We start from the raw sequence: 26,011 nt of genomic DNA on the forward strand, positions 1-26,011 counted from the left end.
AAGTGGTTAGTACTTGACGTTGATGCCGAAGATCGCCGTGCGTCCTGCCGCTGGGATGGCATAGTGCGTGGCATAGGCCTGCTGGAAGTAGAGCTTGTTGCTCAGGTTCTGGAGGTTCGCCTGCAAGCTGAAGTGCTTGTTGATCTCGTAGTTGCCGAAGAGGTCCTCGCGAACGTAGCCGGGCACCCACTTGTTGTTCACCTGGCTGCCCCAGACGCGCGTCATGCCGTAGATGCCGCCGCCAGCTGTGAGGTGCTTGATGATGTGGTAGCTGCTGGTGACGCTGACGCTGTGTTTGGCTTCGTTCGGCATCATCTGGTCGTTCAAAGAGACGCCCGCAGTGCTGGTGCCGCCGTTGAGGAGGATGGCGTCGAGATAGACGTAACCGCCGGTGAAGGTCCACCTCTTTGTGATGTCGCCGCTGATGCCGAACTCAGCGCCGAGCGTGCGGTTGTTGCCAGCTACGCTGACAGTGCCGGTTGCATTTGCGATGCGGACGTTCTTGATGTCCTCACGGAAGATGTCGACCTTCACCAGCGCGCGTCCGTTATTGATCTCGCGCTTCACGCCGAACTCTTCCTCGCGGATTGTCTCGGGCTGCAGATTGGCATTGCCAGCGGTGCTCAGCGCGGCGGGGTCAACACCCTGTGCCAGCGCATTGCCGGGAGGGATGGCAGCGGTGCTGATGTTGCCATACACGCTGGTGTTTGGCTTCGGCTTGTACGTCACACCAACGATGTACGTCCCGATGTTATTGATGACCTCCTGCGGTGCGATCGCGGTTGCCGATTTCGCCGGGGAGAACTTTGAGTCGTAGTGGTCGTAACGGCCACCTATGGTGGTCTGAAGGTACTTGTTGAAGACGATGGTGTCGAAGCCGTACGCGGATTGCGTTACGGAGGAGGAGTGGTTCGGGTTGTGGTTCTGCGGCAGAACGTTTGTCGCCACGCTGGTCCATGGATCGTTGTAGTTCGGTGAGAATAAAGAGGTGCAGTTATAGCCGGAGGCTACGCCTGCGCCCTCGGGGCAGGTCTCTGTGGCGGTCCCTGATTGCAGCGTGGTGGCCGTTACGGTGTAGGCATCATTGTTGCCGCGCTCCTTGGAGAACTCCATGCCGGTCGCGTAGGTGTGGGCGATCTTGCCGGTCTTGAAGCTGCCGGAGAAATCGGTCTGGTTGTCGTCTGTGAAGACGGCGGCGATGCGGTCGTTCACGCGGCGGAAGAGCAGGCCGTAGTACATGTTGCCCTTGCTGTCGTCGGGAAGTGTCCAGATGTAGTTCTGCTCCGTGCGCTCGTAGCGAAAGGTGTTGCGCAGCAAGGCCCTGCCGTGGAACAGGTCCTGCTCTACGCGTCCGGTGGCGACCTTCTCGGAATCGCGATCCTTGTCGCGATCGCGAAGGCCCCAGAAGGTGTTGCGGTTTGCCAATGGGGAGGCTGCGCCGCCGGTGGTGACGGAGGGCATCGCCGAAAGCGAGATGGGTTCGCCATCGCCCGCTTTGTAGAGCTGAGTCTGACCGAGCGCTGCATTCGTATCAGGGGCCACGACGTTCGGGTTGTTGTATGGCGTGCCGGAGTCCGGAAGGTTGTTGTCGACGATGTGGTAGTAGTCGAATATGGCGCGGGTCGGATGGCCGAGACCGATGGCCAGGCTCGGTGCGATGCCCCAGCGATTGTTGTGTACGGCGTCGCGACCGGCTTCGTCCGCATCGGTCCACATGCCGACGAGACGACCAGAGACGAGGCTGTTGAACTTAACGTTGCCGTCGACGGTGCCGCGCTTGTAGGCGGAGGTGCCCGGCATGAAGCTGCCCGCGATGAAGTTGTTGCGGTTCGCGAGCTTGCTGTTCATGTCGATGCTGCCGCCGCCGGTGCCGCGACCGCCGTAGGCGCCGCCTGGACCTTCCTGCACCTCGATGCTCTGTACATCGAAGACTTCACGCGACTGCGCTGCGATGTCGCGGATGCCGTCGACATAAATGCTGGACTGCGAGTCCATGCCGCGGATGAAGGGGCGGTCGCCGAGCGGGCTGCCGCCTTCCCCGGCACCGAAGGTGATGCCGGGCACGGTGCGGAGAGCTTCCATCAGTGTGGTCGAGGCCGTGTTCTGCATGGTCTCCTGCGAGACGACCTGCACGGTCTGCGGGAGGTCGAGGAGTGAGGCTGTGAACTTAGGCGAGGAGAGCGCTTCCGCGGTGACGTCAACGGAAGAGGTGTCGCCTGTAAGCGAGAGAACGACGCGGTCGGAGCCTTCAAAGCGGGCCGAGACGCCGGTGTTCGTGAGGAGTGTGGTCAGGGCTTCCTGCAGGGTCACAACGCCGGTGACACCGGAAGACGCCAGGCTGCCGATGTCGTCCTTCGACATGCTGAAGATGACGCCTGTTTCTTTCTGCAGGGCAGCGAACGATTCGCCGAGGGTGCCAGCCGGAATGTTGAAGTGATGCACGGTCTGCGCCGGGGTCGATTGTTCTTTGGTTGCGTCTGGAGAGGGTGCCTTTTCGGCTTCTGGCTTGTCCTTGTCGGTCCTTGCGGAGGCATCTGCGGTGCGCGCGGTCAGCCCCGCGAACGTGAGCGCTGCCATAGCTAGCAGCGAGTTGCGCCTGCTGCGGCCAATGGCCCCGTTGTTTCCTGACTTCGTCATTTCTGTACAACTCCTTGCAAAATCGTTGTTGAGCGGATTGCCTGACTACGGATAGAGGCCGCTCCTGTTCTCTGGCTTATATACGACTAATTTGGTCGTATATGAGAACGTGTGAAGTGCGACTGATTCTGTCCTACATGATTATGCCTGAATATTGCATAAAAATGCTGATCTAAGACGAAATTAGTCGGAGATTGTTTTCGGTTCGGCTCTGCGCTTTCGGAGACTGCGGAGGGCGCATTTCCAGGCGCCACGCTACGGCAGCCCGGGATGGGCTCCCGAACGGTCAAGCCAGCGCAAGGCAAAGGTCAGCTACGCCTCTTGCCTTCGATTGCGCCGGAAGAGGAAGAGGAGGATGCCGACGGAGGCCCAGGCGGTGCCGACGATTTTGGCCTTGGCGTCGAGGTTCCACCAAAGCAGGGAGCAGGTGAGGAAGCCGATGCGAGGGGAGCCATCAATTCAGCATGGAGTTCGACTGTCATAGGCGGAGTCCGGGAAGAACTGTTAATTGGGCGTCGGAGATTTACTGAGTCCGTCTACATGAAAATACTTCAGGTCTTCCACTTTGCTGGTCAACACTAACCCTAATTGTTCTTCGGTCGCTCGTAGAATGCCCTTATCAAGAACATGGATCACTTCATCCGGGTCTGCGTTCGTCTTCCACTTCATATCGACAACGTATCGACCTTCGAGACCCGTCTCATTGCCCACGGGTTTATCGAGGTCAGCGACTGATTGAAGGACTTGAGCGAAGATGTCGAGCGGCACACCTGAAGAAAAATATTGTCCTGCCTTAACGATCTGGTTTGTAGTGATCGCCCCCGTAGGCGTTTCAAACTTTCTCGATTGAATGTGTTCCGGATCAATGTGTTGCAACGTAGTGCCATGAGGCCCGACGACGAGCGCGTATACGGGCGTGGGACGGCTCTCAAAATGAAACTGGAGAGCAAAACGTTCTTTCAAAGCTTCCTGAAGCATTATGCGGGCATCATCGACGCTCGTCCCCTCAGGCATGGTTGCTTCGAAGTCAAATAGGTCATCTTTACTCCAAGAGGGAGCATCAAGCTGGAACTCATGAATCCCAAACGCTTCCCGCAACAACCCCCACAGCGGAAGTCGGCATTTGACGCGAGTGGGTAAGTACTGACATGGTTTTCGTCCAGCTGGAAGCTGAGCCGTAGTCCCCTGAATGGTCACGCGTCGATATGGATTGACTGGACGGATGGAGACGACGTCAAAGGTGCTCACCTGTTGAGCGTTTCTTTGAATTGAAAACGCAGCGGATAGAACCAATACTGAGATGAAAAGATTGACTCTCATCTGACCCTTCGCTATAGAAAACTCCCAAGTCATGGAATGGCAATAATTGGGCGGCGACCCTTACTGGGGGGGGCCAGTGTTTATAAGGGTTTTCATTTTCTTCTTGACAAGATGTGGCGGAGAGTGAGGGATTCGAACCCCCGATCGCCTTGCGACGATGTCTGATTTCGAGTCAGGTGCATTCAACCGGGCTCTGCCAACTCTCCTGCTGCCTCAGTTTACTCGATTCCGTCTTTCAGCGAACACAGCGCCGAGGCGAGGTTTGCGGGCAGGGGATCAATTTGAGGAAGTGTTTGGTGGACCTGATCGGGATCGAACCGATGACCTCTTCCATGCCATGGAAGCGCGCTCCCAGCTGCGCCACAGGCCCACTCAGGGTGAACTTCTCTATTTTCGCGGAACAGGCGGCGCAAGTCAAACGCGGCTGGAACAAAGTTGAAATGGCCGGTGTCTAAAGGCGTATGAGTGAGCGAGCACTCAGCCCGCGCGGGCGTAGTTCCTCCTCGTTCGTGAGCGGGCATCTGGACAGGGATCGCAGGAAGAGCCTACTTTAGACAGACCGGATGGCTTCCGGATTCTTGACGAGGGTGACGATGAGCGACTTTGCAAGCGCGATCGGTATCAGGGCGGAAGAGCAAGGACTCGTTGCGGAGCTGAAGGCTGGTTCCGAGTCGGCTTTCGCGCTGCTGATCGCACAGTACAGCCACTCGGTCTATTCGCTGATGGCGCGGAGCCTGCGCGATCAGGCCGATGCTGCGGATGTGACGCAGGAGGTCTTCGTCAAGGTCTTCCGCAACATCTCCGGCTTCAATGGCGATTCGAGCTTACGGACGTGGATTTATCGCATCGCTCTGCACGAGGCGAGCAACCAGCGACGTTGGTGGAACCGGCATAAGAAGCAGGAGCTGACTATCGATGCGCCGCTGCAAAACGATGAAGGCGAGAGCTTTTGCCTGGCGGATGCGCTGGCATGCAGCGATGCCTCTCCTTATGACTGTGCAGCGCGCACGCAGATGGAGCAGCGTGTAACGGCTGCCCTGCAGACGCTGCCCGAGGTCTTCCGCGAAGTGGTTGTGCTGCGCGAGATTGAAGGATTTGGTTACGAAGAGATTGCCGAGATTCTGAATGTGAACCTTGGAACAATCAAGAGCCGTTTGACCCGCGGGCGTGCTGCACTGCGCGAGGCGCTAGTGAAGGACGGCAGATCAGGTGTTGCAGCGAAGAATGTGCCAGCAGAGTCGCCGAACGCACAGGTGGTGAGAGCATGATGGGCCCCGAACAGCACGAGACAGGGTACGAGACAATGGCGGATTCGCTAACGCAGTTGATTGGTATCGACGAGACTTGCTTCGAGATGCGCGAGGGCTTCTCTGCGTATCTCGATGGCGCGATGAGCGGCGTCGAGATGGCCGTACTCTCCTCGCACATGGACGGTTGTGCTGACTGCGCGGCTGAGTTCCATGCATGGCGCGATGTGCAGAATGCTCTGGCGCACGTGGGTCCAGCGGTGCCTCCCGCACGGTTGCAGGCGAAGCTGCGCGCGGCGATTGCGGATGAGTTTGCCAAGGGAACGCACCTTCCGTGGCACCGCAGACTGGCGTCGATCTGGGATCGCACGCTGGCTCCTCTTGCGCTGCGGGTGAGTGGTGCCATGGCCGTGGCTCTGGTGTTGCTAGGAGGCCTTGCGTGGGCGTTTGCGACTCCGATTGCGGTGCAGGCAAACGATGACGGGTTGGCTGATCTGAAGGCGCCACGCTATCTGTACTCGCAGGTGCCTGCCATTCCGCTCGCCATGAGCGCGGATGTGCCGGTGGTCATCGAAGCAAGGATCAGTGCTTCGGGACGCGTGTATGACTATTCAGTGATCGAAGGCAAGCTCGATCCGCTGGTTGAGCAGCAACTGGGGCAGAACCTGCTGGCGAGCATCTTCCGCCCGGCTTCGGTCTTTGGAACGCCGGTAAAGGGGCATGTCGTGCTGACGTTTACGGGTGTTTCGGTCCACAGCTAGGATGCCAAGGCATCAAGCGGATAAAAGCAACTTCAGCCTCGGCATTGCCGGGGCTGCGCTGCTTCCATAGACTGGAGCGGTGCGTCGAAACCCCATCGTGACCCTCCGTTCCACTTTCGCCCTTCCGCTTTTGCTGCTCTTGCCATTGGCTCATGGCATCGCGTTGGCACAAGATTCATCTTCCTCCTCGTCTTCTTCTTCTTCAGGTTCGCTGCAGAGCGGCAGCTCTTCGTCGAGTCCTGGCAGCCAGGTGCGCGACGAGACGGGAGCCGTAGCGCGACCGCGTGCGGCGCAGATTGAAAAGGGCGGCTCTGCCGTCACACTCGAGGTAAGTGAGCCGCTGTTTCAGTTGGCTGCGGGTCTCAACGCATGCGGCTACGATGCGGATCTCGACAAATCGCCTGCGGTGCGTGCTGAGGTGCGGGCGGACATGAACGCTGCGATGGCAGCGTCAGAGGATGCTCGCAAGAGCCGCGATGCGCTCTGCGATTACGTGTCAAAGCATCATTTGAACGACATCGGCCTTGAGATCGGGCAGTACGTTTCGCTGGCGCTGTACCTTTCGCCTCCTCCGGAGATGGAGCCGAACGTCGATGAGACGCAGCTGCCGCCGCAGGCTGCTGCCGTGGTGAATATTCTCCCGTTGCTGCGCGAATTCGCCGAGCAGGCAAACTTGCATTACATCTGGCTCAAGCATCGCGCCGAGTACGAGGGACTGGTGGCGCGTGTGCACGATCCGATGACGCAGATGATTCTGGCAACGAACATCTATCTGCATCAGCCGGTATCGAGCTACGACGGTCGCCGGTTCCTGGTACTGCTGGAGCCGTTGTTCTCGCCGAACCTGACGAATGCACGCGTCTACGGCAACGATTACATCATCGTGACCTCGCCCGACAACAAGCCGCAGACGGACGACGCGGCAGCGAGTGATCCGGTGCGCATGGACCTGATTCGCCACATTTATCTGCACTACATTGTGGAGCCGATGGTGTACAGCCGCGGCACGGCGATGGAGCGCATTCAGCCGATGCTGCGCGGGGTACAGGATGCTCCGTTGGAGTTCTTCTACAAGAGCGACGTTGTGGCGCTGATGACCGAATGTTTGATTAAAGCGATCGAGGCTCACCTGTATACGATTGCCTCACCGAAGCCGAAGAAGCCCAGTGCAGCGAAGGCCCGCGAGGAGATTGACCGCTATAACGCAGAGATCTCGATTTACAACCGCGAGACCGCGCTAGCGCAGCAGCGGCAGGTGGTTACCGATGAGCAGCAGGGTTGGACGATGACGGGCTACTTCTATCAGACGCTGGGTGTAATGGAGCACAACGGTGACGGTCTGCGCGACGAGATCGCCCCGATGATCTACGGCATGGATGTGGACCGTGAGCGAAAACATGCGCTGGAGACGGTATTCGTGAAGAGCGTCCCGGCGGACCCACTGCGGCCTGTGGCACCGCCGAAGAAGCTGGAGGCGATGGATATAGCCGAGGCGGACCTCTTGAAGGGCAACGTAATCGATGCGAGCGATATTGCAGAGAAGGCGTTGGCTGATCCGAAGGGGGATCATGGACGTGCGACGTACGTGCTGGCGCGGATCGATCTGATGCAGGGCGACCCGGAGAAGGCGCAGCAGGGCTTTGCAAAGGCTCTCACGCTGAGCCAGGACCCACGTACGCTGGCTTGGAGCCACATCTACCTGGGCCGCTTGTATGACATCGAGAGCGATCCGGAGCGCGATAAGGCTGTTGCCGAATACAAGGCTGCGCTGGCGGTCCGTGATGCCCGCTCGGACACGCGGTTGGCTGCGGAGGCGGGTGTTGCGAAGCCCTATCAGCTGCCGCAGCGCGCGAAGCCGAAGGCCGATCCGGATGACGATAAGGACTTTGATCCGACGGGTAAGGCGGAAAAGGAAGCCTACAAGCCGACCTCGCCTCACTAATTCGTATTAGAGGGCGTGAGTCTGTTTGGGTACGTGCGGATGCCAGAGGCAGTGGCGCTGCCGTAGAGTAGAGCCATGAGTGCGGGGAGAGCAAAGGCAAGTCCGGCGAAGGCCGTCGGGAAGAAAGCTGCGAAGGCTGCGGGCGCGAAGGTGATGGCGAAGGCCGCTGCCAAAGAGCGTGCGCCTCGGCAGCGAGACGCCGGCGAGATCGCGGCACCACTCGCGGCGGAAGCTGTTCGGTCGAAGACAGCTCCGTCAAAGATGAGTGCGGACCTGCGTGGTCTTGAAAAGAGGCTGGAGCACAGGTTTGCGCGGCCGGAGCTGCTGGAACTGGCGATGACGCACCGCTCGCATACGTATGAGGCAAAGCACGGGGTTCCGGCGGTGATCCTGCCGGCACATCCTGAGCAGCGCGACCAGCGGAACGCTCCGGGCACCGACAATGAGCAGATGGAGTTTCTGGGCGATGCCGTGATCGGTATGGTGGTGACTGAGGCGCTGTTCCGGGAGTTCCCGCAGTGCAGCGAGGGCGATCTGACGCGGCTGCGGTCGAACCTTGTCAGCCGAAAGCGCATGGCCGAGATGGGATTGGCACTGGGGCTGGATAAAGGTCTGCGGCTAGGCAAAAGCGCCGAGCAGAACGGCGGCCGCAGCAAGCCTGCGTTGCTGGCAAATTGCGCGGAGGCCGTGGTGGCAGCGGTATATCTCGATGCCCGCTCAAGTGGTACGGATGGCCTCGCGGACGGCTTGCAACCGATCAGGGTGCTGGCGGAGCGTTACCTGGTGCAGCCCGAACTCGCTGCGATGAAGGCGGCTGTCGCTGCGGAGGCTGGACGCGCACTGCGAGACCACAAGACGCTGCTGCAGGAGAAGGTGCAGGCCGCGGGTGTGGGCCGGCTGCGCTACGTCGATATAGCCGAGGTCGGGCCACCGCATCTGAAGCGGTTTACGGTCGAGGCTCAGCTGGAGCAGCTGGGCGAGGTAAAGGTTCTGGGGCAGGCCGAGGGTGGAAGCAAGAAAGAGGCCCAACAACGGGCGGCGGAACTGGCGCTCGCGGGGTGGATCCCTGCTTGAGCGAGCCGCTAGAGTCCGAGGTGTACGAGGCTGAGGCTTACGAGGTCACGACAGTGACCGTGGCTGAAGCGGATTTGCCGGTGGTAGCGGCTCCGGTGGTGGGCCGGGCAAAGGTCGATCCGCTGTACTCGCATGATGGCGTGTTTACAGTTGTGCGGAACCTGCTGGAGACGATCGTGGTGGTGCTGTTTCTGGCGACGTTTGTAGTGCAGCCCTCGCGGATTCCGAGCGAGTCCATGCTGCCGACGCTGAAGGTGGGCGACTTTGTGCTCGTGGACAAGCAGGCGTTTGTGCCTGCGGGGGTCCTCGACCGCTGGTTGCTGCCGTCGGAAACAATTCAGCGGCATGACATGGTGGTGTTTCACTATCCGGTGAATGGGGATGAGACGTTGGTAAAACGTGTAATCGGTATGCCGGGAGACCACATCCACCTGCACCAAGGTCGCGTGTACGTGGATGGCGGGCTGCTTTTCGAGCCGTATGCGATCTATAAGCCAGCGGCGAAGAACAGTTACCGCGACGAGTTCCCCTCACTGAGCGACTACCCGGACGACAATGTGCAGACAAAGTGGTGGCTTGATCTGCGGAGAATTCCGGCCGGAGAAGATCTGGTGGTGCCCGTGGGACACTACTTTGTGCTGGGCGACAACCGCAACGACAGTGAGGACAGCCGGTACTGGGGCTTTGTGCCGCAGGACGCGGTGATGGGGAGGCCGTTGCTGGTCTATTTTTCGGCGCGCGCGCGTGATGCCGCAGGCGTCTGGGGGCATCTGAGGGCGGAGTGGCGCGCTGTCCATGTGCCGGAATAAGCAAGGGAGCAGGGAGCAAAACGGCCTTGATATGCTGGTTAGCGTGATTATGCGTGCTTACAGGGTTGTGATGATGCCGTCGCTGCTGGCGGTTTTGTTGGTGGGTGGTTGCCATGCGCGGACGAATGCTCCGCTGACCGAGGCCGAGAAGGCGGAGCAGCGGGCACAGTTGCAGGATGATCGCGCTCAGCTGGAGCAGGTGCCGCCTCCGGTGAAGAGCAAGTACATGTCGATCCGCAGCTTCGATAGCTGGCAGAACCCGGCGCTGACCGTACAGGCGAACATGCTGGAGCTGCACGTGGTGCGCGGCGATGCGAATCCTTCGACGCTGGGAGTAGGCGGGATGCTTCGGCCTGAAGGTGCGCGCAAGGTCGAACTGAACATCACGCTGGACAAGCTGGGTGAGGCAGTGAGCTCTGTGCCGGTTGATGCGTGGCCGTATGGGCGCGTGGTGGCGATCGAAGAGGCCCACCACGTCCCGGCCAACGCAGAGCCGATGGTGCGGAAGAACATGGAGGCGACGCTGGCTCGGCTGACGGAGCTGGGCGTGGCAGTCTATGACCCAAATGAGGGCAAGCTGCAGTAAGGCAGGGAGTAAGGCGCAGGCGGTAGGTGTGTCGCGGCGGGTGCTTGTACACTGACTGGAATCATGACAGTGCACTGGACTGCCCTCATCGTCTTTGGCGTGTTTTTTCTTTTTGTAACTTTAGCTGGCTTCTGGGCGGCGCGGTGGCGTCGGCCGGTGGCGGGGCTGCATTCGCTGGAGGAGTGGGGGCTGGGCGGGCGCAGCTTCGGAACCTGGATTACGTGGTTCCTGATGGGCGGCGATCTGTATACCGCGTATACCGTGATCGCGGTTCCGGCGGCTATGTATGGCGTGGGCGCGATGGGGTTCTTCGCGTTGCCGTATGCGGTGATCGCGTATCCGTACATGATGGTGGTGCTACCGCGGCTGTGGCGCGTGTGTCAGCGACACGGGTATGTAACGCTGGCCGACTTCGTGCGCGGGCGTTATGGCAACAAGTGGCTGGCGCTGGCGATTGCGCTGACAGGAATCCTCGCGCTGATGCCGTACATAGCGCTGCAGTTGGTGGGTATGCGTGTTGTGTTCGCCGCGATGGGGCTGACGGGCGAGATACCGCTGATCGTGGCGTTCGTTATTCTGGCGACCTACACGTATTCAAGCGGGCTGCGCGCGCCTGCTGTCATCGCCGTGGTGAAAGACGTAATGCTGTACCTGATGGTGTTTGCGGCGTTGATCTATATGCCCATCAAGTTGGGCGGGTATGCCCACATTTTTGCGGTGGCGAGTGCTCAGCTGGCTACGCATAAGCCGGCCGGTTCGCTGCTATTGAGGCCGGGGCATGGGTTGGCGTACTCGACGCTGGCGATCGGAAGTGCGATTGCGCTGATGCTGTATCCGCATACGGCGACGGCAGTGCTCAGCGCGAAGGACGAGAACGTGGTGCGGCGCAATGCGGCGCTGCTGCCTGCATATAGCTTCCTGCTGGGGCTGATCGCGCTGCTGGGGTATATCGCGCTGGCGGCGGGCATCAAGACGGATCAGCCGAATGCAGCGGTGCCGCTGCTGTTCCTGAAGATGTTCCCGGAGAGCTTTGCTGGCTTTTGCCTGGCGGCGGTAGCGGTGGGAGCGCTGGTGCCTGCGGCGATCATGTCGATTGCGGCGGCGAATCTGTTCACGCGCAATCTGCTGGGCGGCTTTCGAAAGGTGGCGCTGACGAACAAACAGGAGTCCACGATTGCGAAGCTGGTGAGTCTGGCGGTGAAGTTTGGCGCACTGTGGTTCGTGCTTAAGCTACCGACGACATATGCCATCGAGATGCAACTGCTGGGCGGCGTGTGGATGACACAGCTGTTTCCCTCGGTGGTGATCGGGGCGTTTACGCGCTGGTTCAATCCGTGGGCGCTGCTGTGCGGCTGGGCTGTCGGGATGGCGTACGGAACGGGCATGGCCGTGTCGCTGGGGCTGAAGAGCTCGGTGTTCCCGGTACACTTCGCTGGCCATGTGTACCCGATGTATGCGGCGATTCCGGCACTGTTGATGAACCTGTTGTTCAGCCTGGTGGGGACCATGTTGCTGAGGGTGGCGGGTCCGGCAGATGTCGAGGATGCGACCGTGGCGGAGGACTACGCCTAGGCCTTCTGTAGGTGGTGCCGGATTCTCGGCGATACAATGGAAGGATGATTAAGGGACTAACTACGGTGGCGCGGGTCGCCTCGGATGAAGCATGGGGGCAGCTCGGCGAGCTGTTCAGTGCGCTGGGCTTTGAGAACGGCAAGGGTTGGAGTGACGACAAGGGCAAGGGTGCGGCGTATCTGGCACCTCTTGGAAACCTGGAGTTGGTGACGGGGCAGATGCCGTCGGTGCCAGAGTTGCTGGTCGAAGTGACGCAGCTCGATACCGTGCATGACGCAGTCGCCGCCTGGGTGAGGAAGTATCCGGCAAACAATCTTGGCGATGTTGTGGCGACGCACTGGAACTCGCGGCTCTTTACGCTTTCGATTGAAGGTGGTCTGGTGCTTGGTTTCTGGGAGTCGGAGAATCCGCTGCACGGCAAGCCGGTAGCGATCGAAGGCGATCTTTCGGCCAAGGGCAAGAAGTTTGCGATTGTGGTGGCTCGCTGGAATGCGGTGATCACGGACCGCCTGCTGCAGGGCTCGCTCGATGCGCTGTACCGTTCAGGCTGCGCGAAGGATGATGTGGCGATCGTGCGCGTACCGGGTGCGTGGGAGATTCCATCGGCTGCGCGGACGCTGGCTGAATCGAAGAAGTATGCCGGCATCATTACGCTCGGCGTGCTGCTGCGCGGCGAGACGGCGCATTACGAGGCGATCTACAACGAGGTTTCCCGCGGCATCGGGCAAAGCCAGCAGGAGACGGGCGTGCCTCATGCGTTCGGCGTGCTGACGTGCGAGACGCTGGAGCAGGCGCTGGACCGTGCCGGGCTGAAGGCGGGCAACAAGGGTTTTGAGGCGGCGATTGCGGCTATCGAGATGGCAAGCATTCAGGAGAAGCTGGCGGGGACCGAATAATGGGCACTCGTCGTAAGTCTCGTGAGTTAGCGATGCAGATGTTGTTCCAGGGCGACCTCGGAAAGCAGAAGCCGGAAGAGGTGGCCGAGCTTTTCTGGGAGTCGCGTGATGATGTGGACGATGACACCCGCGGCTTTGCCGAGGACATCTACCGTCTGGCGACAACGCGTGAGGACGAAGTGGACGCGATGATTACGAAGCATGCGAAGAACTGGCGCATGGAGCGTATGCCGGTCGTCGACCGCAACCTGTTGCGCGCAGCGGTTGCGGAGATGCTGGGGTTCCCGAAGACTCCCGCAGCGGTCATCATCAATGAGACACTGGAGGTCGCCAAGCGCTATGCCGCACCGGAGAGCATGTCGTTTCTGAACGGCGTGCTGGACGCGATCGGGCAGTCGCTAATGCTGGAGCGGTTGAATAAGAAGTGAGAAGTGAGAAGCAAGATTCTAGGTTCTGGGGCCTGTGACCTCGAATCCAGTATCTGGAACCTCAAAGAGAAGGGCCACCGCGAGGTGGCCCTTCTCTTTGAGGCTTGGTGGAAGTTAGTTCAGTGTCTTCTTCGGCTTCTGGGCCAGCAGGTTGATGCCGGTGTCCGTCTGTCCGGTGTAGAGCGGCAGCGACGGGGTGATGACGCTGCTCTCGGTGGCTGTGGTGCCGCTGATGGTAAAAATGTGCAGCTGATCGTCGCCTGAGGTGCCGGTGAAGAACGAGAGGCCATCTGTGGAGAAGGCTCCAGAGACCGGCGCTGAGGCTGCCGTGGCTCCGTTGCCGAGCGTGAGGAACTTCAGCGTGCCCGCTCCGGTCGCTGCCGGAATGTACTCGGGCAGAAGACCGCTGGTGCCTGTGTAGGTGACGAACGAGACCGCCGAGTTAGCCGACGGGAAGACACCATTGATAGCGGTGGCCGAGATGCTGGCCAGCGAGCTGGTGGTGAAGTTCGTAGTGAAGGCCACGGCTGGCTGACCGGCAACAGGGCACATCGCGTTCTCCGTTGCGACCGAGGTGCCGGTTGGAACATCCGCGGAAAGATTAATGTCTGCTAGCTGCTTTCCGTTCTGTACCGTCGCACCGAGGATGTGCAGGCCGTCGGTGGTGGCGGCCACCTTGTCGGTGGGGGTGGTGACGACTGCGGCGAGCGGAGCAAAGTTGTTGGTCACCGTCACGGGCGTGGTGGCCGTAGAGATGGTGCCAGCCGGGCAGTAGCTGCGAGCCTCGGTAACGAGCGAACCCGTTGCTCCAGCGAAGAATGCGCCAACCGAGGGCACCATCACGGCGACATCGGCGTAGTTTGCATCCGCGCCGCCGGTGATCGGGGTCGCCTGCCAGTTGTTGGCAGTGGTGTGGGTCAGGATGGTGTTGGTGCCGTTGGTGACGCTTGCCAAGGTCACATAGACCGTGGAGGAGTCAGGCGACCACTTGGCGCTGGTAGCGGTGCCGCCGTAGCTGCTGCTGACAGCGCTGCTGCTAGCGGTGTAGAGCGAGACGGTCTGGCGAGTGGGATCGGTGATGACGACTGTCGTGCCGTCCGGCGAGACGGAGAGCACCTTGCCCGGGACGGACTCGTTGACCGTACCGACCGTGTTGGTTGCCGTTGCGATAGACATCAGACCCTGGGTGCTGCCGAGGTAGATCTCGGAGCCGTCCTGCGTGATGACCATGGAGTTGGGCAGATACGGCAGCTTGACGAGCGAGCTGTTCTGGCCGGTGGTGAAGTCATGCGGCAGAACATACTGCGACGAGGTGCTGCCCATGTAGATGACGTCGCTGGCCGTACCGACAGCCTTGACGGTGATGCTGTTGGAGGTGATTGGTTGGCCGTTGCCGTAGAGGCCGATCTGGCTGAACGGCGCCGGATTGCAGCTGCTGGGCAGGCAGGTCGCGGTGATGTTCGCCGTGCCGGGGTAAGCCGGAGTGACCGAGCCTGTGGTCGCCGGGATGGTCTGCGGCGAGGTGGAGTTGTACTCGAGCGTGAGACCGTTGAGGGTCACTCCGTTCGTGTCGGTGACGACAGCAGTCAACGGCTGCAGGGTATTCACGTTGACGCTGACCGGGTTGCCGGTGCCGCTGGGATTCGTCAGAGTAATGTTCTTCGCCGGGCAGGTGGAGAAGAACCCGGCTTGCGTGGCGCTGGAGGAGTTCGAGACGTTTGCGGTGATGAGTGTGCTGCCCGGCAGGTTCGCGGTCACGATTCCGTTTTCATCGATTGAGACGATGCTGGAGGTGAGCGGCGAGAAGCTGACGTGGCCGACCTGGCAGGTAATGTTGTTGGCTGCTGCCGTGCTACTGCCCTGGTAGATACGCGCGATCAACTGGCCGGTCTTGCCTTGCGAGATGCAGGCGGAGCCAGTGTACGGTGAGGCTGTGACGGTGGTGCCAACCGTATTATTCGGGCAGCAATCGGTGCCTGGGTCAGTGGTGCAGGTAGTCGAGGCAGGACCGAGAACGATGCCCGTAACGACCGGGTGAATGTAAACCGCTACAGCGTTGGAGGTCGCTCCGTCTGCGCTGGCAGTGACGTAGGCGACAGCACCCGAGGGAACAAAGTTCACGGTCGGGGCTGCGGTGTAGGTGATGACGACGGTGTCGCCGGTCTCGACGGCGAAGATGCCAGAGGTGGCATTGGTCGTCGGGGTCGTGATGGTCTGCTCGACCGTCGTGGTGCCTGAGTCGGTGATCGCAATGGAACTGACGGTTCCACCGGTGATGGAGAGCGCGCCGGGACCGGTCACCGTGTAGGTGAAGGGAGACCCTGTAAGGGCAACAGCCCTGGTGGCTGCGGGAGTCGGCGTAACCAGATAGGGATTGCAGACGGTGTAATCCGCGATGCCGCCACCGGTGTTGCGGTTCCAGATGCCGGCGCAGGTGGCACCAGTGCTGGGATTGATGTCGACCAGGGCCATGTTGCTGGTGGCGTAGGTGTACCTGCTGACGCTAACGGCTGCGCCCTTACAGTCAGTGGCGGAGGCCGAAAGCCCCTGGCCGATCTGCTGATAGTTCAGCGAAAGGCCGGTAGTGGCAAGGGTCGGCGAGAGGGAGATGTTGGCTACCTGCCCGGCGACGGGGCCGGTATCGCTGGCATTGCAGTAGACCACCGCTGCGGCTTTGTGTCCGCAACCCGTGACCGAGAGCCCTACCGGGATCGCGCTGAGGGCGGCGAGAGCCAGACCCACTGTTCTAAGACGACGTACCACATTCCTGGAAAACAACCGCACTAAAAACCTCCCCGTTCAACCGGAACTCAAGCTGAACGGTCTCTCCGTCAACCGCTGATAGTCCGAGTTACTAGTTTAGGGGTTGGACGGAGATGGAGCAAGAAAAGGGAGTAGGGAATAGGGAGTCGGGAGTAGAAAAAGCGAGGAGCGAGCAGGGGTGAATGGAAAATAGGCCGGAAGGCTAGGGATTTGCAGGGGCAGTTGAGCTTTCGCATCAGAGACACAAGCATACGTGCCACCTCATCGGAGAGATCTTTGGCGTCAGTGATCTGAAAGAGTTGGCCGAAACCTAGCTCCCCGGCGATGACGAGCTGGGTTTGGACCTCGGCGTTGGAGCCGCGTGCCATTCCGAGAAAGTGTTTGTACTCGCCGGTCTAACCCCTGCCGTACCCTTCGGCGATGTTACTGGCTACGGAGACACCAGCCCTCCTGAGCTGGCTGGTGAGTCCATAGCGTTTATCGGCAGGGAAGGCCGAGGTCAGTTCGTAGAGGGCGACGGTCAGTTGAATGGACCGCTGCCAGACGATCAGGTCTTTGAAGGATTCGATCTGTTGCATTCCGCCTCCGTAACCGCAGCAACAAGGCCCGATCTCCTACTTCCTATTCCCTACTCCCCGCCCTTCGGCATGTACTCCGCAAACCACTTCACTTCGCGCTCCATACGGTCGGCGATGTGCTTGGGGTCGCGGAACCCGTGGCCTTCGTTGGGGTAGACGACGAGCTGCGTCTTGACGCCAACGGCCTTGAGCGCGTGCCACATCTCGAAGGACTGCGGCGCTGGGCACTCCCCATCGCGGTCGCCGACGATGATGAGGATCGGGGTCTTCGCGTTCTTGATGAACTCGATCGCCGAGGACTTGGCGTAGACCTTGGGGTCGTCATAGACGGTGGCGCCGAAGAACGGCACCATCCACTGGTCGATGGAGTTTTCGCCATAGTAGCTCTGCCAGTTGCTGATGCCCGCTCCCGCGATGATGGCGGCGAAGCGCGTCGTCTGCGTCTCGGCAAACATGCTCATAAAGCCACCGTAGCTCCAGCCAGTGAGGCCTTCGCGATGCTTGTCGATGGGGAACTTTGCCTCGACCGTATCCAGCCCCTTCAGGATGTCGCGGAGGTCGCCATAGCCAAAGTCCTTGCGGTTGGCCTGTACGAACTTCTCGCCCTGTCCGAAGCTGCCGCGCGGGTTGGGAGCGAGCACAAAGTAGCCCTGCTCGGCCCAGGCGGTGCTGGCGCGCGGACCCGCAGATGCTGAGGGACCACCATGGACCTCGACGATGATGGGGTACTTCTTTGCGGGGTCGTAGTTAGCGGGGTAAGTGAGCCAGCCCTGCACATGAAAGCCTTCGTTCTCCCATTCGATGGACTCAAGCTTCGGGCCGGCGGATTTCGAAGCGGCATTGAGGTGAGTGATCTGCTTTTCGTAGCCGGTGCGGCCGACCCAGACCTCGGGTGCCACGCCGTAGCCGGATTTGACGTAGGCGAGCAGGTGCGCGGTGAGCGAGAAGCTGATGGCGTCTTTGATCACGCCGCCTGAGAGACTGGTTTCGCCGAGGTCGAGGATGCTGTTTGGGATCATGGCGCGCTTGGAGACACTGTAATCGGGCAGGATCGTGCGGCCGCGGCGGTCTTCGACCATGCCGATGGTGTCGTTGTTCAGCCACGCTTCGAAGCAGGGGGTGCCGTCGATGCCGGGCGTGATGTCGGTAGGCTCACCGCCTTTGGACGGAACGACCCAGACGTCGCCGCCGGTGGAGCCTTGGTCGGACATCAGACCGCCGATGAGGGCGATCTTGGTGCCATCGGGAGAGTAGCGCGGGACGGCTATCTGCAGGCCGTGGAGCTCGCCGTGCACGGTGTTGGGGTTCAGGACGGAGAGAGGCTGCTCACCCACACCGGTGCCGGGATGGACGGGAGCTGCGTAGAGCTGGGCGATCCACCATGTGTTCTCCCCCGGAGGGTTGGCAGCGATGTAGGCGATCTCCTTGGAATCGGGTGCCCAGTCGAACTCGTAAACATGAAGCGTGAGCGGCGAGAGCCAGGAGCCTGCGCCGGTGGCCACGTTCACGCCATAGACCCGCTGCACTTCGACGCCGTCCTCGCCGATGACGCCGTCCCACGGCTTCATTGCATCGAGAGCACCAGCGGAGCGGGTGGCGTTTTCCACGAAGAGGAAGGCGATGGACTTGCCGTCCGGCGACCAGGCAAGCTGCTGCAGGTTGCCGGTGAGATGGGTGAGGGTTTTGAAGGTTCCAGAGGCGCGTGACCAAAGGAGGATCTGCTCCTGATCGGCTTTGCCACCTTCAACGCAAGAGGAAAGGAGAGCGAGGGTCTGCGAGTCGGGTGACCAGACGGGGTTAGAGCTGGAGCAGCCTGCGGAGCCGGTGGGCGTAAGGACCTTGTCGTCGGTCGGGTTGGCGACGGTGACGAGATGGAGAGCTCCGCCACGGCGACCGCCGACGATGTAGGTGAGGAGCGCGCCGTCGGGCGAGATCGCTACGCCGCTCGGCTGGGCAAGGCGGGTGGGCTGGCCGTTCGGGTTCGCCGTATCAGCTGCGGCGGTGAGCTGAGCGGGCTTCGCTGTCTGAGCGACAAGCGCGACGGAAAGGATCGAGCAGAGGGCGCCGAGGCTGGCGCGAGCGGTGAAGTTCATGCTCGAAGGCTATCAGAGCAGGTGGGCGATTATTGGGCCGCAGCGACAAGCATCACGCCGTTCGGAGCGACCGAGCAGCGGTGTTCTGCGGAGGCTGTCCAGGTAGTCCCGTCAGCATACGTCAGTGAGTCGAGGTCGATGCGCTGCACGGAGGTGAAGCCATAGACGCGCAGGTCGGTGCCGCCATGCTTGCCTGCGTCGACGGTCAGGTCAAGCTGAACATGCTTGGTGAGGTCTCCATTGACGGCGACATCGGCCGTGGCCGGGGTGAGACGGTAGTGCGGAGAAAGACCGTGGACCGTGATCTGCGCAGAGACGATGTCCTGTGGCGTGGAGTTGTTCATTCTCACGTTGAGCGACTGTGAGATGAAGCCGGGTTTGGCGTCCTGCGCGCGAAGCTGCGTGAGGCTGTTGCTGTGGCCTGCGTAGAAGCCGACCGGGCAGGTGCTGCGTCCCATCATTTCCACACGCGCTCTCACCTGTTCAATTTGTTGTGCTGTCGGAACGCCACAGGCGTTGCCATACGCGAAACCGCAGGTCTGCTGGGGCTTGGCCTCCTTCGTCGTCGGGGCGTTGCCGCCCGTGCTTTGAGCACGGAGAAAGGGTGCGGAGAACAGAATTGCAGCGAGGAAGAGGGTGCGGCGCATGATGAAACCTCCGGTGAAGGTCGTGACTGCGGCGTACAGGAAGAGGGTACTCCCGTTTGGACGTGTGATCCAGACAGGAGGTTAGTCCGTTCGAACGACCTTATGGATCGTGACCTCGCGCAGCGTGTTGAAGCCGAGGTGATGGTAGAGCGCGATCGCGTTGGTGTTGCTTGAGGCGACGTGAAGGATGGAAACCGCGTCGAGTCCGCGCTGGAACTCAATCAGCCTGCGCAGCAGCAGGGTGCCGTAGCCGTGGCCGCGATGGTCGGGGTGGGTGCAGAGGCCGCTAATCTCGCGCCAGACGGTGCCATCTTCGGCCGTTGCGATGATGCGTTCGCCGCACATGGCCACAAGCTGGCCATTGCCCTCGCGGATGCCGAAGTAGCTGCCCATGACGTGGGTGCGCGGGCGGAAGAAGCCGGGGAAGGCGACGTCGGTGAGCGCGACCATCTCGGGGGCGTGGGTCGCCTCAAGCGGCAGGATGGTTGCGGTGCTGTCTATAGCCGGAAGTGCGGTGTCCGCGGGGAAGAGCATCTGCAGGCAGGGCAGGGAGGTCTCGTAGGTCAGGCCTGTGACGGAGGGCGGCGGATCGTGGAAGAGCCAGGTGGACTCTCCTGGCTTCATCAGCGAGCGGAGATCGTCGAGAGCGGCTGGCGTGTTGGTCTGGACGGCAGCGAACGGAGCCACGTTCTGCGCGTACTTGCACGCCTCGCCGGTGGCGAGCGCGAGGGGCTGGTGCGCCGTGTGAAGCGCATTCCAGATGGGATCGTAGAAGGGGTCCTGCATGGGTAGAGAGTACTAGGTGCGGGTGGCGACTACCTGCAGGTACTCGTTGCGTATCAAGGTATGGGCTGCCGGTGCAGGCGAGACGTTGTCGCCTGACCACAGGGCCTCGAGCTCGGCTGCAAAGGTAGACTGGCTCGCAGCGTCGAGGCGGTTGAAGGCCATCTGTGTGGGCCCGAAGTAGGTGCGGAAGAAGTCGACGCAGCCGGCGGCGTCAAAGGGCATGTCGAAGTCGATGGGGATGAGCTCGGTGGTGATGTTGGAGAAGTCGGGCGCGAGGCGGACGCGGACAGTGGCTTCGTCTCCCCAGAGAACGGGTGGCGCGATGCCGGGAGGTGGCGGGGTGTGCTGCGCTCCGAGGCGGAACATCTTGCCGCTAAAGCTAGCGGGATTCCAGTTGGCCATAGCAAGCAGGCCGCCGGGTTTTAGGACGCGGGCCAGTTCGGATGCGACCAGCTCAGGGCGCGGGGCGAACATGGCTCCAAACATCGTGACGACGACGTCAAAGGAGGCGTTGGGATAGGGCAGTGCCTCGGCGTCGCCCTCGTCGAAGGTGATCGTAAGTCCTTCGGCTGCCGCGCGTTCGCGGGCCTGGACGAGGAGGTTTGGGGCGATGTCGACGCCAGTAACGGCGGCTCCCCGCTTGGCTGCGGGAATGGCGAGGTTCCCGGTGCCACAGGCGACGTCGAGCAGATGGCATGGGCTGGGCGGGAGGTCGAGGCGACCGATGAATTCGTCGGCTGCGCCGGAGATCGTCCTGGCGACCACGCCGAAGTCTCCCGCCATCCAGGTCGCTCGCATGGAGTCTTTGATTTTGTCGATCGAAGGAGGCTGCGGGGTGGTCGGGTTGTCCATACGGTGGCCTCGTGGGTGCGGAATGGGGTAAGGGTGCTTCCGGTACGCTCGGCGCGTCAAGGGTATTCGTGACCCGAGGCGTTGCGAGGGCGGAGAGGTGGGCGCCTCGGTAACGGGTGGTTCCGTAAAACGTTGGGACAGAGAGCAGGCTTGGCATTCCACAAATGCACGACTACAAGGGCAAAAGCGCGATTTTGTTGACGTCTGACCATGCACTTGATAAAGTGAGAAGGTTCCGCGAGTATCCGGAACGTGCTGTCAGGAAGAAGCATTGCCGTCCGAACGAGGCTTAGTCGCCGGGGAGTTTCACTAAAATCCCTGCCACTACACTGGATACAAGAGATGTTCCGCAGACTCCTCAGCTTGCTCTGGAGTGGCTAAGATGCGGCCCTATCTATCGTGCCTGCGCCACCCTTCTCCCCGCCGTGACTCAAGCGGGAACACATGAGAACGGGCTTATGCGGGCCGGGACAGGCGAAACGGAGTTGAGTGCGGGTGAAAGCCTGCAACCCTCGACCACCGTCGACTGTTATTCGCCACGAGTGTTGTTTTGCAGTTGCAAGTCCATGCAGTCAGCAGTACGGCCGCGTGCAGGATTCAGAACTTCGCCGGAGCTTGTCCGACCCTTCTTCGAAGGGAGAGACCAGGCCCCGCCTTTCGTGCGTACCTAGTGCGTATGGGAGCAGCGTGAAGGTAGCTGCCCTGCATCGAGCCCGAATAAAGAGATTCGGGGTTTCCCTGGGATACAGGGGAATCTGAGGAGAGAAGTAAAGTGCCTACATTTCACCAGCTTGTAAAGCAGGGCCGTACGCCGACCCGCTATAAGACAGCATCGCCCGCATTGCAGGGTTCGCCCCAGCGTCGTGGCGTCTGCACCCGCGTCTACACCCAGACCCCCAAGAAGCCGAACTCGGCTCTTCGTAAGGTCGCTCGTGTACGCCTGACCAATGGAATCGAAGTGACGACCTACATCCCGGGTATCGGCCACAACCTGCAGGAGCACTCGATCGTGCTCATCCGCGGCGGCCGTGTGAAGGATCTGCCGGGTGTTCGTTATCACGTCGTTCGCGGCACGCTCGACTCCGTCGGCGTGGCGAACCGCAAGCAGAGCCGCTCGAAGTACGGCGCGAAGCGTCCGAAGGCGTCTGCCAAGTAAAGTTCACAGTTGTCAGTTCTCAGTTGTTTCTAACTGAGGACTGGCAACTAACCACTGAGAACCAGTTTCAACAAGCCCAGCACGTGAGAAGTCACCGCGCTGGGGGAAGAAGAGAGAAGAAAGTATGCCGCGTAAAGGTTTTGTAGCAAAGCGTGAAGTTCCGGCCGACCCGATCTACGGTTCGACCCTGGTCACCAAGTTCGTCAACAGCATGATGTGGGGCGGCAAGAAGTCGACCGCGCAGGGCATCTTCTATGAGGCCATGACCCAGCTTGAGGCAAAGGGCGGCGGAGACGATGCGCTGAAGCTCTTCAAGAAGGCTGTCGAGAACGTCAAGCCCATGCTCGAAGTGAAGAGCCGCCGCGTCGGCGGTGCGAACTATCAGGTGCCGATCGAAGTCAACCCCGAGCGCCGCACTTCGCTGGCGATCCGCTGGCTCGTAAGCTATGGCCGCAACCGCGGCGAGAAGGGCATGGTGGAGAAGTTGACCGCCGAGCTGCTCGACGCTGCCAATGGCCGTGGCGCCGCGATGAAGAAGAAGGAAGACGTTCATCGCATGGCAGAGGCCAACAAGGCATTCGCTCACTACCGCTGGTAGTTGTTGGTTCTCCGTTGTCAGTTCTCAGGGATGAGAGCTGGCAGCGGGAACTGAGAACGGACAACTGAGAACTTTGTTTTACCGCGAGGTTTCCTCGCAGAAGGATCAAAAGTGGCACGCACAGTACCTCTCGTAAAATGCCGGAACATCGGAATCATGGCTCACATCGACGCCGGTAAGACGACGACGACCGAGCGCATCCTCTTCTATACGGGCGTCAATCACCGTATCGGTGAGGTGCACGAAGGCACGGCTACGATGGACTGGATGGAGCAGGAGCAGGAGCGTGGCATCACGATCACCTCTGCTGCGACCACCTGCACCTGGAATGGCATCCGCATCAACATCATCGACACCCCCGGCCACGTGGACTTCACGGCCGAGGTGGAGCGTTCGCTGCGCGTGCTCGACGGCGCTGTAGCCTGCTTCGACGCTGTTGCTGGTGTGCAGCCGCAGTCGGAGACAGTGTGGCGTCAGGCTGATAAGTACAAGGTTCCCCGCGTCTGCTTCATCAACAAGATGGACAAGGCTGGTGCCGATGCGGTGTATGCAACCTCGACCATCGTTGACCGTCTTGGCGCTCGCGCTGTGCCGATCAACATTCAGATCGGTGCTGAGGCGAAGTTCCTCGGCGTTATCGACCTGGTCAAGATGAAGGCGATCCTGTGGCACGACGAGACGATGGGCGCAGAGTACTCCACGGAAGACATTCCTGCGGCTCTCCTCGAGACGGCGAAAACTGCTCGCGCCTACCTCATCGAAGCCGTCGCCGATGCGGACGACACGATCATGAACCACTTCCTCGAAGGCTCTGAGCCGACTGAGGCTGAACTGAAGGCCGGCATCCGCAAGGCCACCATCGCGATGAGCATCTTCCCGGTGCTATGCGGCTCTTCGTTCAAGAACAAGGGTGTTCAGACGCTGCTCGACGCAGTGGTCGACTACCTGCCGAGCCCGCTGGATATTCCTCCCATGATCGGGCACAACCCCGACAACATGGAAGAGGAGATCATCCGCAAGGCTGACGACAGCGAGCCTCTCTCGGCTCTCGGCTTCAAGATCATGACCGACCCGTTCGTGGGCCAGTTGATCTTCATCCGTATCTACTCGGGTGTTCTGAAGACCGGCGACACGACGCTGAATCCGCGTACGGGCAAGACCGAGCGCATCGGCCGTCTGCTGAAGATGCACGCCAACAAGCGCGAAGAGATCACGGAGATCATGGCCGGCGATATCTGCGCAGCTGTGGGCCTGAAGAACCTCGTTACGGGCGACACCATCTGCTCGACGAAGGACCCGGTTGTGCTCGAGTCGATCGACTTCCCGAAGCCTGTTATCGAGGTTGCGGTAGAGCCGAAGACGAAGGCGGATCAGGAGAAGATGGGTGTTGCGCTCTCTAAGCTGGCGCAGGAAGATCCCACCTTCAACGTCCGCACGGATATCGATTCGGGCCAGACCATCATCGCCGGTATGGGTGAGCTCCACCTGGAGATCATCGTCGACCGCATGATGCGTGAGTACAAGGTTGAAGCGAACGTCGGTAAGCCTCAGGTGAACTACCGCGAGACGATCCGTGGCAACGGCGAAGCGGAAGGCAAGTACATCCGCCAGACCGGTGGTTCGGGTAACTATGGCCATGCGAAGATCCGCATCTCGCCGAACGAGCCCGGAAAGGGTTACGAGTTCTCGAACGACACCAAGGGCGGCACGATTCCCAAGGAGTACATCAAGCCGATCGACCAGGGTATTCAGGAAGCCATGCTGGGCGGCGTTCTGGCTGGTTACGAGATGGTCGATGTAAAGGTCTCGCTGTATGACGGCAGCTACCACGATGTCGATTCGAACGAAATGGCGTTCAAGATCGCCGGTTCGATGGCGTTCAAGGAAGCGGCCCGCAAGGCGAAGCCGGTTCTGCTTGAGCCTGTGATGTCGGTTGAAGTGACGGTGCCTGAAGATTACATGGGTACGATCATCGGCGATCTGAATAGCCGACGCGGTCGCATCGAAGGCATGGAGATGGTGGGCAATACGCAGGCCATCCGCGCAACGGTGCCGCTGTCGACGATGTTCGGTTACGCAACCCACATGCGTGGAGCCACGCAGGGACGCGCGAACTACTCGATGCAGTTCAAGCAGTACGAAGAAGCTCCTCGCTCGGTCTCAGACGAGATCATTGCCAAGGTCCAGGGCAAAGAGTCCAAGTAAAGGTTTCGCAAGCGGCGAGTCAGGGTTCAACTCTGGCTCGCCTTCGCGATAAGGTTTTGCAACCAGGCCGCGCACTGGAGCTCAAGGACGACCGCGAGCGTGCGCACGACAAGAACATCTGTTCGGTAGCGATCAAGGAACAGAAACTGCGAGCAACTTTGCGCAGCCATTCGGGGGACAAGGCGGTCCCTTAACCGCGTGGTACGAACGACGCAAGTAGCACGTACAGCAGGAAGTGATGGAACGGGCTAAGATCCACACCTATCTTCGCTTCCTGATGGAACTGGGCAAATTCCGCCAAAGGCGGATGAGACAGTTCTACGAGGAGATGCAGCCTTCCGCTTCCAGCCATATTCTGGATGTTGGCGGTAAGGTGGACACATGGACGACGGAATCGGGAACCACAGAGCCTTTTCGCGTGACGCTTCTTAACTTAGATCCGGAACAGGGTCCAAATCCATCCCCGGAACGATTTTTGTTCGAGGTAGGAGACGCCCGAAGCCTAGTCTACGAAGATGGCAGCTTTAGCACCGTATTTTCGAACTCGGTGATCGAGCACGTGGGAGACTTCGAGCAACAGGCTCGCTTTGCGAGTGAGTTGCGCCGGGTCGGAGACCGTTTATGGGTGCAGACGCCCGCGTTCAGCTTTCCGGTGGAACCTCACCTGATCGCTCCATTCATCCACTGGCTCCCTCGTAGCGTGCAACAGAGACTGGTCAGGCATTTCACCTTCTGGGGCTGGGTTATCAAACCTACTCCTCAAGAGGTCAAGGAGATGCTGGATGGTATCCGGTTGCTTTCATTAGCGGAGTTCCGGCAGCTATTTCCGGACTGTCGCATCCGCAAGGAGCGGCTGTTCGGCATCACCAAGAGTTACGTCGCAGTCCGTTAGACCTTGATCGACACATTAGATTTGAACTACCCCAAGGAAGGAAGTAGTCATGGCGAAGGAAAAATTTGACCGTAGTAAGCCTCACGTAAACGTTGGAACGATCGGGCACATCGATCATGGTAAGACGACGTTGACGGCGGCGATCACGAAGGTGTTGTCCAAGCACAAC

21 protein-coding genes, 2 tRNA genes and 1 pseudogene are annotated in these 26,011 nt (G+C 60.4%); 14 read left to right on the forward strand and 10 right to left on the reverse strand.

The window, feature by feature from the left end:
* Nucleotides 1–6 precede the first annotated feature (6 nt).
* The 4 genes from OHL14_RS19905 to OHL14_RS19920 form a co-directional block, all read right to left on the reverse strand.
* A complete protein-coding gene (locus OHL14_RS19905; RefSeq protein WP_263381124.1) occupies nt 7–2,637 on the reverse strand; it encodes a TonB-dependent siderophore receptor in 2,631 nt (876 codons plus the stop codon).
* A gap of 504 nt (nt 2,638–3,141) precedes the next feature.
* On the reverse strand, nt 3,142–3,957 hold the full coding sequence (locus tag OHL14_RS19910; protein ID WP_263381125.1) for a TIGR03435 family protein: 816 nt from the start codon (nt 3,955–3,957) through the stop codon (nt 3,142–3,144).
* A gap of 114 nt (nt 3,958–4,071) precedes the next feature.
* A tRNA-Ser gene (locus OHL14_RS19915) sits at nt 4,072–4,163 on the reverse strand.
* A gap of 88 nt (nt 4,164–4,251) precedes the next feature.
* Nucleotides 4,252–4,327 (reverse strand) — tRNA-Ala (locus OHL14_RS19920).
* A 193-nt stretch (nt 4,328–4,520) separates the two neighbouring features.
* Between OHL14_RS19920 and OHL14_RS19925 the strand changes: the two genes are divergently transcribed.
* From OHL14_RS19925 to nusB, 9 genes are all read left to right on the forward strand, one after another.
* Nucleotides 4,521–5,225, forward strand: coding sequence for a sigma-70 family RNA polymerase sigma factor (locus tag OHL14_RS19925; protein WP_263381126.1), 705 nt, complete (start codon nt 4,521–4,523; stop codon nt 5,223–5,225).
* Entirely contained in the window at nt 5,222–5,965 is a 744-nt protein-coding gene (locus OHL14_RS19930) for an anti-sigma factor family protein (RefSeq protein WP_263381127.1), read from the forward strand. Before OHL14_RS19925 ends, OHL14_RS19930 begins: the two co-directional genes overlap by 4 nt.
* Nucleotides 5,966–6,044: 79 nt before the next feature.
* Nucleotides 6,045–7,907 carry a tetratricopeptide repeat protein gene (locus OHL14_RS19935; protein WP_263381128.1) on the forward strand — a complete coding sequence of 621 codons (1,863 nt, stop codon included), beginning with the start codon at nt 6,045–6,047 and terminating at the stop codon, nt 7,905–7,907.
* 75 nt (nt 7,908–7,982) lie between these two features.
* Nucleotides 7,983–8,981: a ribonuclease III family protein gene (locus OHL14_RS19940; RefSeq protein ID WP_263381129.1), complete on the forward strand. Its 999-nt coding sequence runs from the start codon at nt 7,983–7,985 to the stop codon at nt 8,979–8,981.
* Nucleotides 8,978–9,790 (forward strand): signal peptidase I, encoded by an 813-nt coding sequence (lepB, locus tag OHL14_RS19945; protein ID WP_263381130.1) that lies wholly within the window; start codon nt 8,978–8,980, stop codon nt 9,788–9,790. Before OHL14_RS19940 ends, lepB begins: the two co-directional genes overlap by 4 nt.
* Before the next feature lie 49 nt (nt 9,791–9,839).
* On the forward strand, nt 9,840–10,376 hold the full coding sequence (locus OHL14_RS19950) for a hypothetical protein (RefSeq protein ID WP_263381164.1): 537 nt from the start codon (nt 9,840–9,842) through the stop codon (nt 10,374–10,376).
* A gap of 63 nt (nt 10,377–10,439) precedes the next feature.
* Entirely contained in the window at nt 10,440–11,948 is a 1,509-nt protein-coding gene (gene mctP / locus OHL14_RS19955) for a monocarboxylate uptake permease MctP (RefSeq protein ID WP_263381131.1), read from the forward strand.
* A 44-nt stretch (nt 11,949–11,992) separates the two neighbouring features.
* On the forward strand, nt 11,993–12,844 hold the full coding sequence (ribH, locus tag OHL14_RS20055) for a 6,7-dimethyl-8-ribityllumazine synthase (protein ID WP_317890441.1): 852 nt from the start codon (nt 11,993–11,995) through the stop codon (nt 12,842–12,844).
* The gene (nusB, locus tag OHL14_RS19965; protein ID WP_263381132.1) at nt 12,844–13,272 is read left to right on the forward strand and encodes a transcription antitermination factor NusB; all 429 of its coding nucleotides are present in this window, start codon (nt 12,844–12,846) and stop codon (nt 13,270–13,272) included. Before ribH ends, nusB begins: the two co-directional genes overlap by 1 nt.
* Nucleotides 13,273–13,386: 114 nt before the next feature.
* Here the strand turns inward: nusB and OHL14_RS19970 are convergent, their stop codons facing one another.
* The 6 genes and pseudogenes from OHL14_RS19970 to OHL14_RS19995 form a co-directional block, all read right to left on the reverse strand.
* Nucleotides 13,387–16,014, reverse strand: coding sequence for a hypothetical protein (locus tag OHL14_RS19970; protein WP_263381133.1), 2,628 nt, complete (start codon nt 16,012–16,014; stop codon nt 13,387–13,389).
* Between the two features lie 89 nt (nt 16,015–16,103).
* Nucleotides 16,104–16,613: pseudogene (locus OHL14_RS19975) on the reverse strand (four helix bundle protein).
* A 50-nt stretch (nt 16,614–16,663) separates the two neighbouring features.
* Nucleotides 16,664–18,706 (reverse strand): S9 family peptidase, encoded by a 2,043-nt coding sequence (locus OHL14_RS19980; RefSeq protein ID WP_263381134.1) that lies wholly within the window; start codon nt 18,704–18,706, stop codon nt 16,664–16,666.
* A gap of 29 nt (nt 18,707–18,735) precedes the next feature.
* Nucleotides 18,736–19,353: a hypothetical protein gene (locus OHL14_RS19985; RefSeq protein ID WP_263381135.1), complete on the reverse strand. Its 618-nt coding sequence runs from the start codon at nt 19,351–19,353 to the stop codon at nt 18,736–18,738.
* 81 nt (nt 19,354–19,434) lie between these two features.
* Nucleotides 19,435–20,139 (reverse strand): GNAT family N-acetyltransferase, encoded by a 705-nt coding sequence (locus OHL14_RS19990; RefSeq protein WP_263381136.1) that lies wholly within the window; start codon nt 20,137–20,139, stop codon nt 19,435–19,437.
* A gap of 12 nt (nt 20,140–20,151) precedes the next feature.
* The gene (locus tag OHL14_RS19995) at nt 20,152–20,991 is read right to left on the reverse strand and encodes a class I SAM-dependent methyltransferase (RefSeq protein ID WP_263381137.1); all 840 of its coding nucleotides are present in this window, start codon (nt 20,989–20,991) and stop codon (nt 20,152–20,154) included.
* Between the two features lie 772 nt (nt 20,992–21,763).
* Here OHL14_RS19995 and rpsL point away from each other — a divergent pair.
* The 5 genes from rpsL to OHL14_RS20020 form a co-directional block, all read left to right on the forward strand.
* Entirely contained in the window at nt 21,764–22,147 is a 384-nt protein-coding gene (gene rpsL, locus OHL14_RS20000) for a 30S ribosomal protein S12 (RefSeq protein WP_263381138.1), read from the forward strand.
* 124 nt (nt 22,148–22,271) lie between these two features.
* A complete protein-coding gene (rpsG, locus tag OHL14_RS20005) occupies nt 22,272–22,745 on the forward strand; it encodes a 30S ribosomal protein S7 (RefSeq protein WP_263381139.1) in 474 nt (157 codons plus the stop codon).
* Nucleotides 22,746–22,856: 111 nt separating this feature from the next.
* Nucleotides 22,857–24,950, forward strand: coding sequence for an elongation factor G (gene fusA, locus OHL14_RS20010; RefSeq protein WP_263381140.1), 2,094 nt, complete (start codon nt 22,857–22,859; stop codon nt 24,948–24,950).
* Nucleotides 24,951–25,188: 238 nt separating this feature from the next.
* A complete protein-coding gene (locus OHL14_RS20015) occupies nt 25,189–25,842 on the forward strand; it encodes a class I SAM-dependent methyltransferase (RefSeq protein WP_263381141.1) in 654 nt (217 codons plus the stop codon).
* A 49-nt stretch (nt 25,843–25,891) separates the two neighbouring features.
* Nucleotides 25,892–26,011, forward strand: a 120-nt coding sequence (locus tag OHL14_RS20020; RefSeq protein WP_263377530.1) for a GTP-binding protein, incomplete at its 3' end; no start/stop codon positions are given.

The sequence above is a fragment of the Granulicella paludicola genome, assembly GCF_025685545.1.
Lineage (GTDB): Bacteria > Acidobacteriota > Terriglobia > Terriglobales > Acidobacteriaceae > Granulicella > Granulicella paludicola.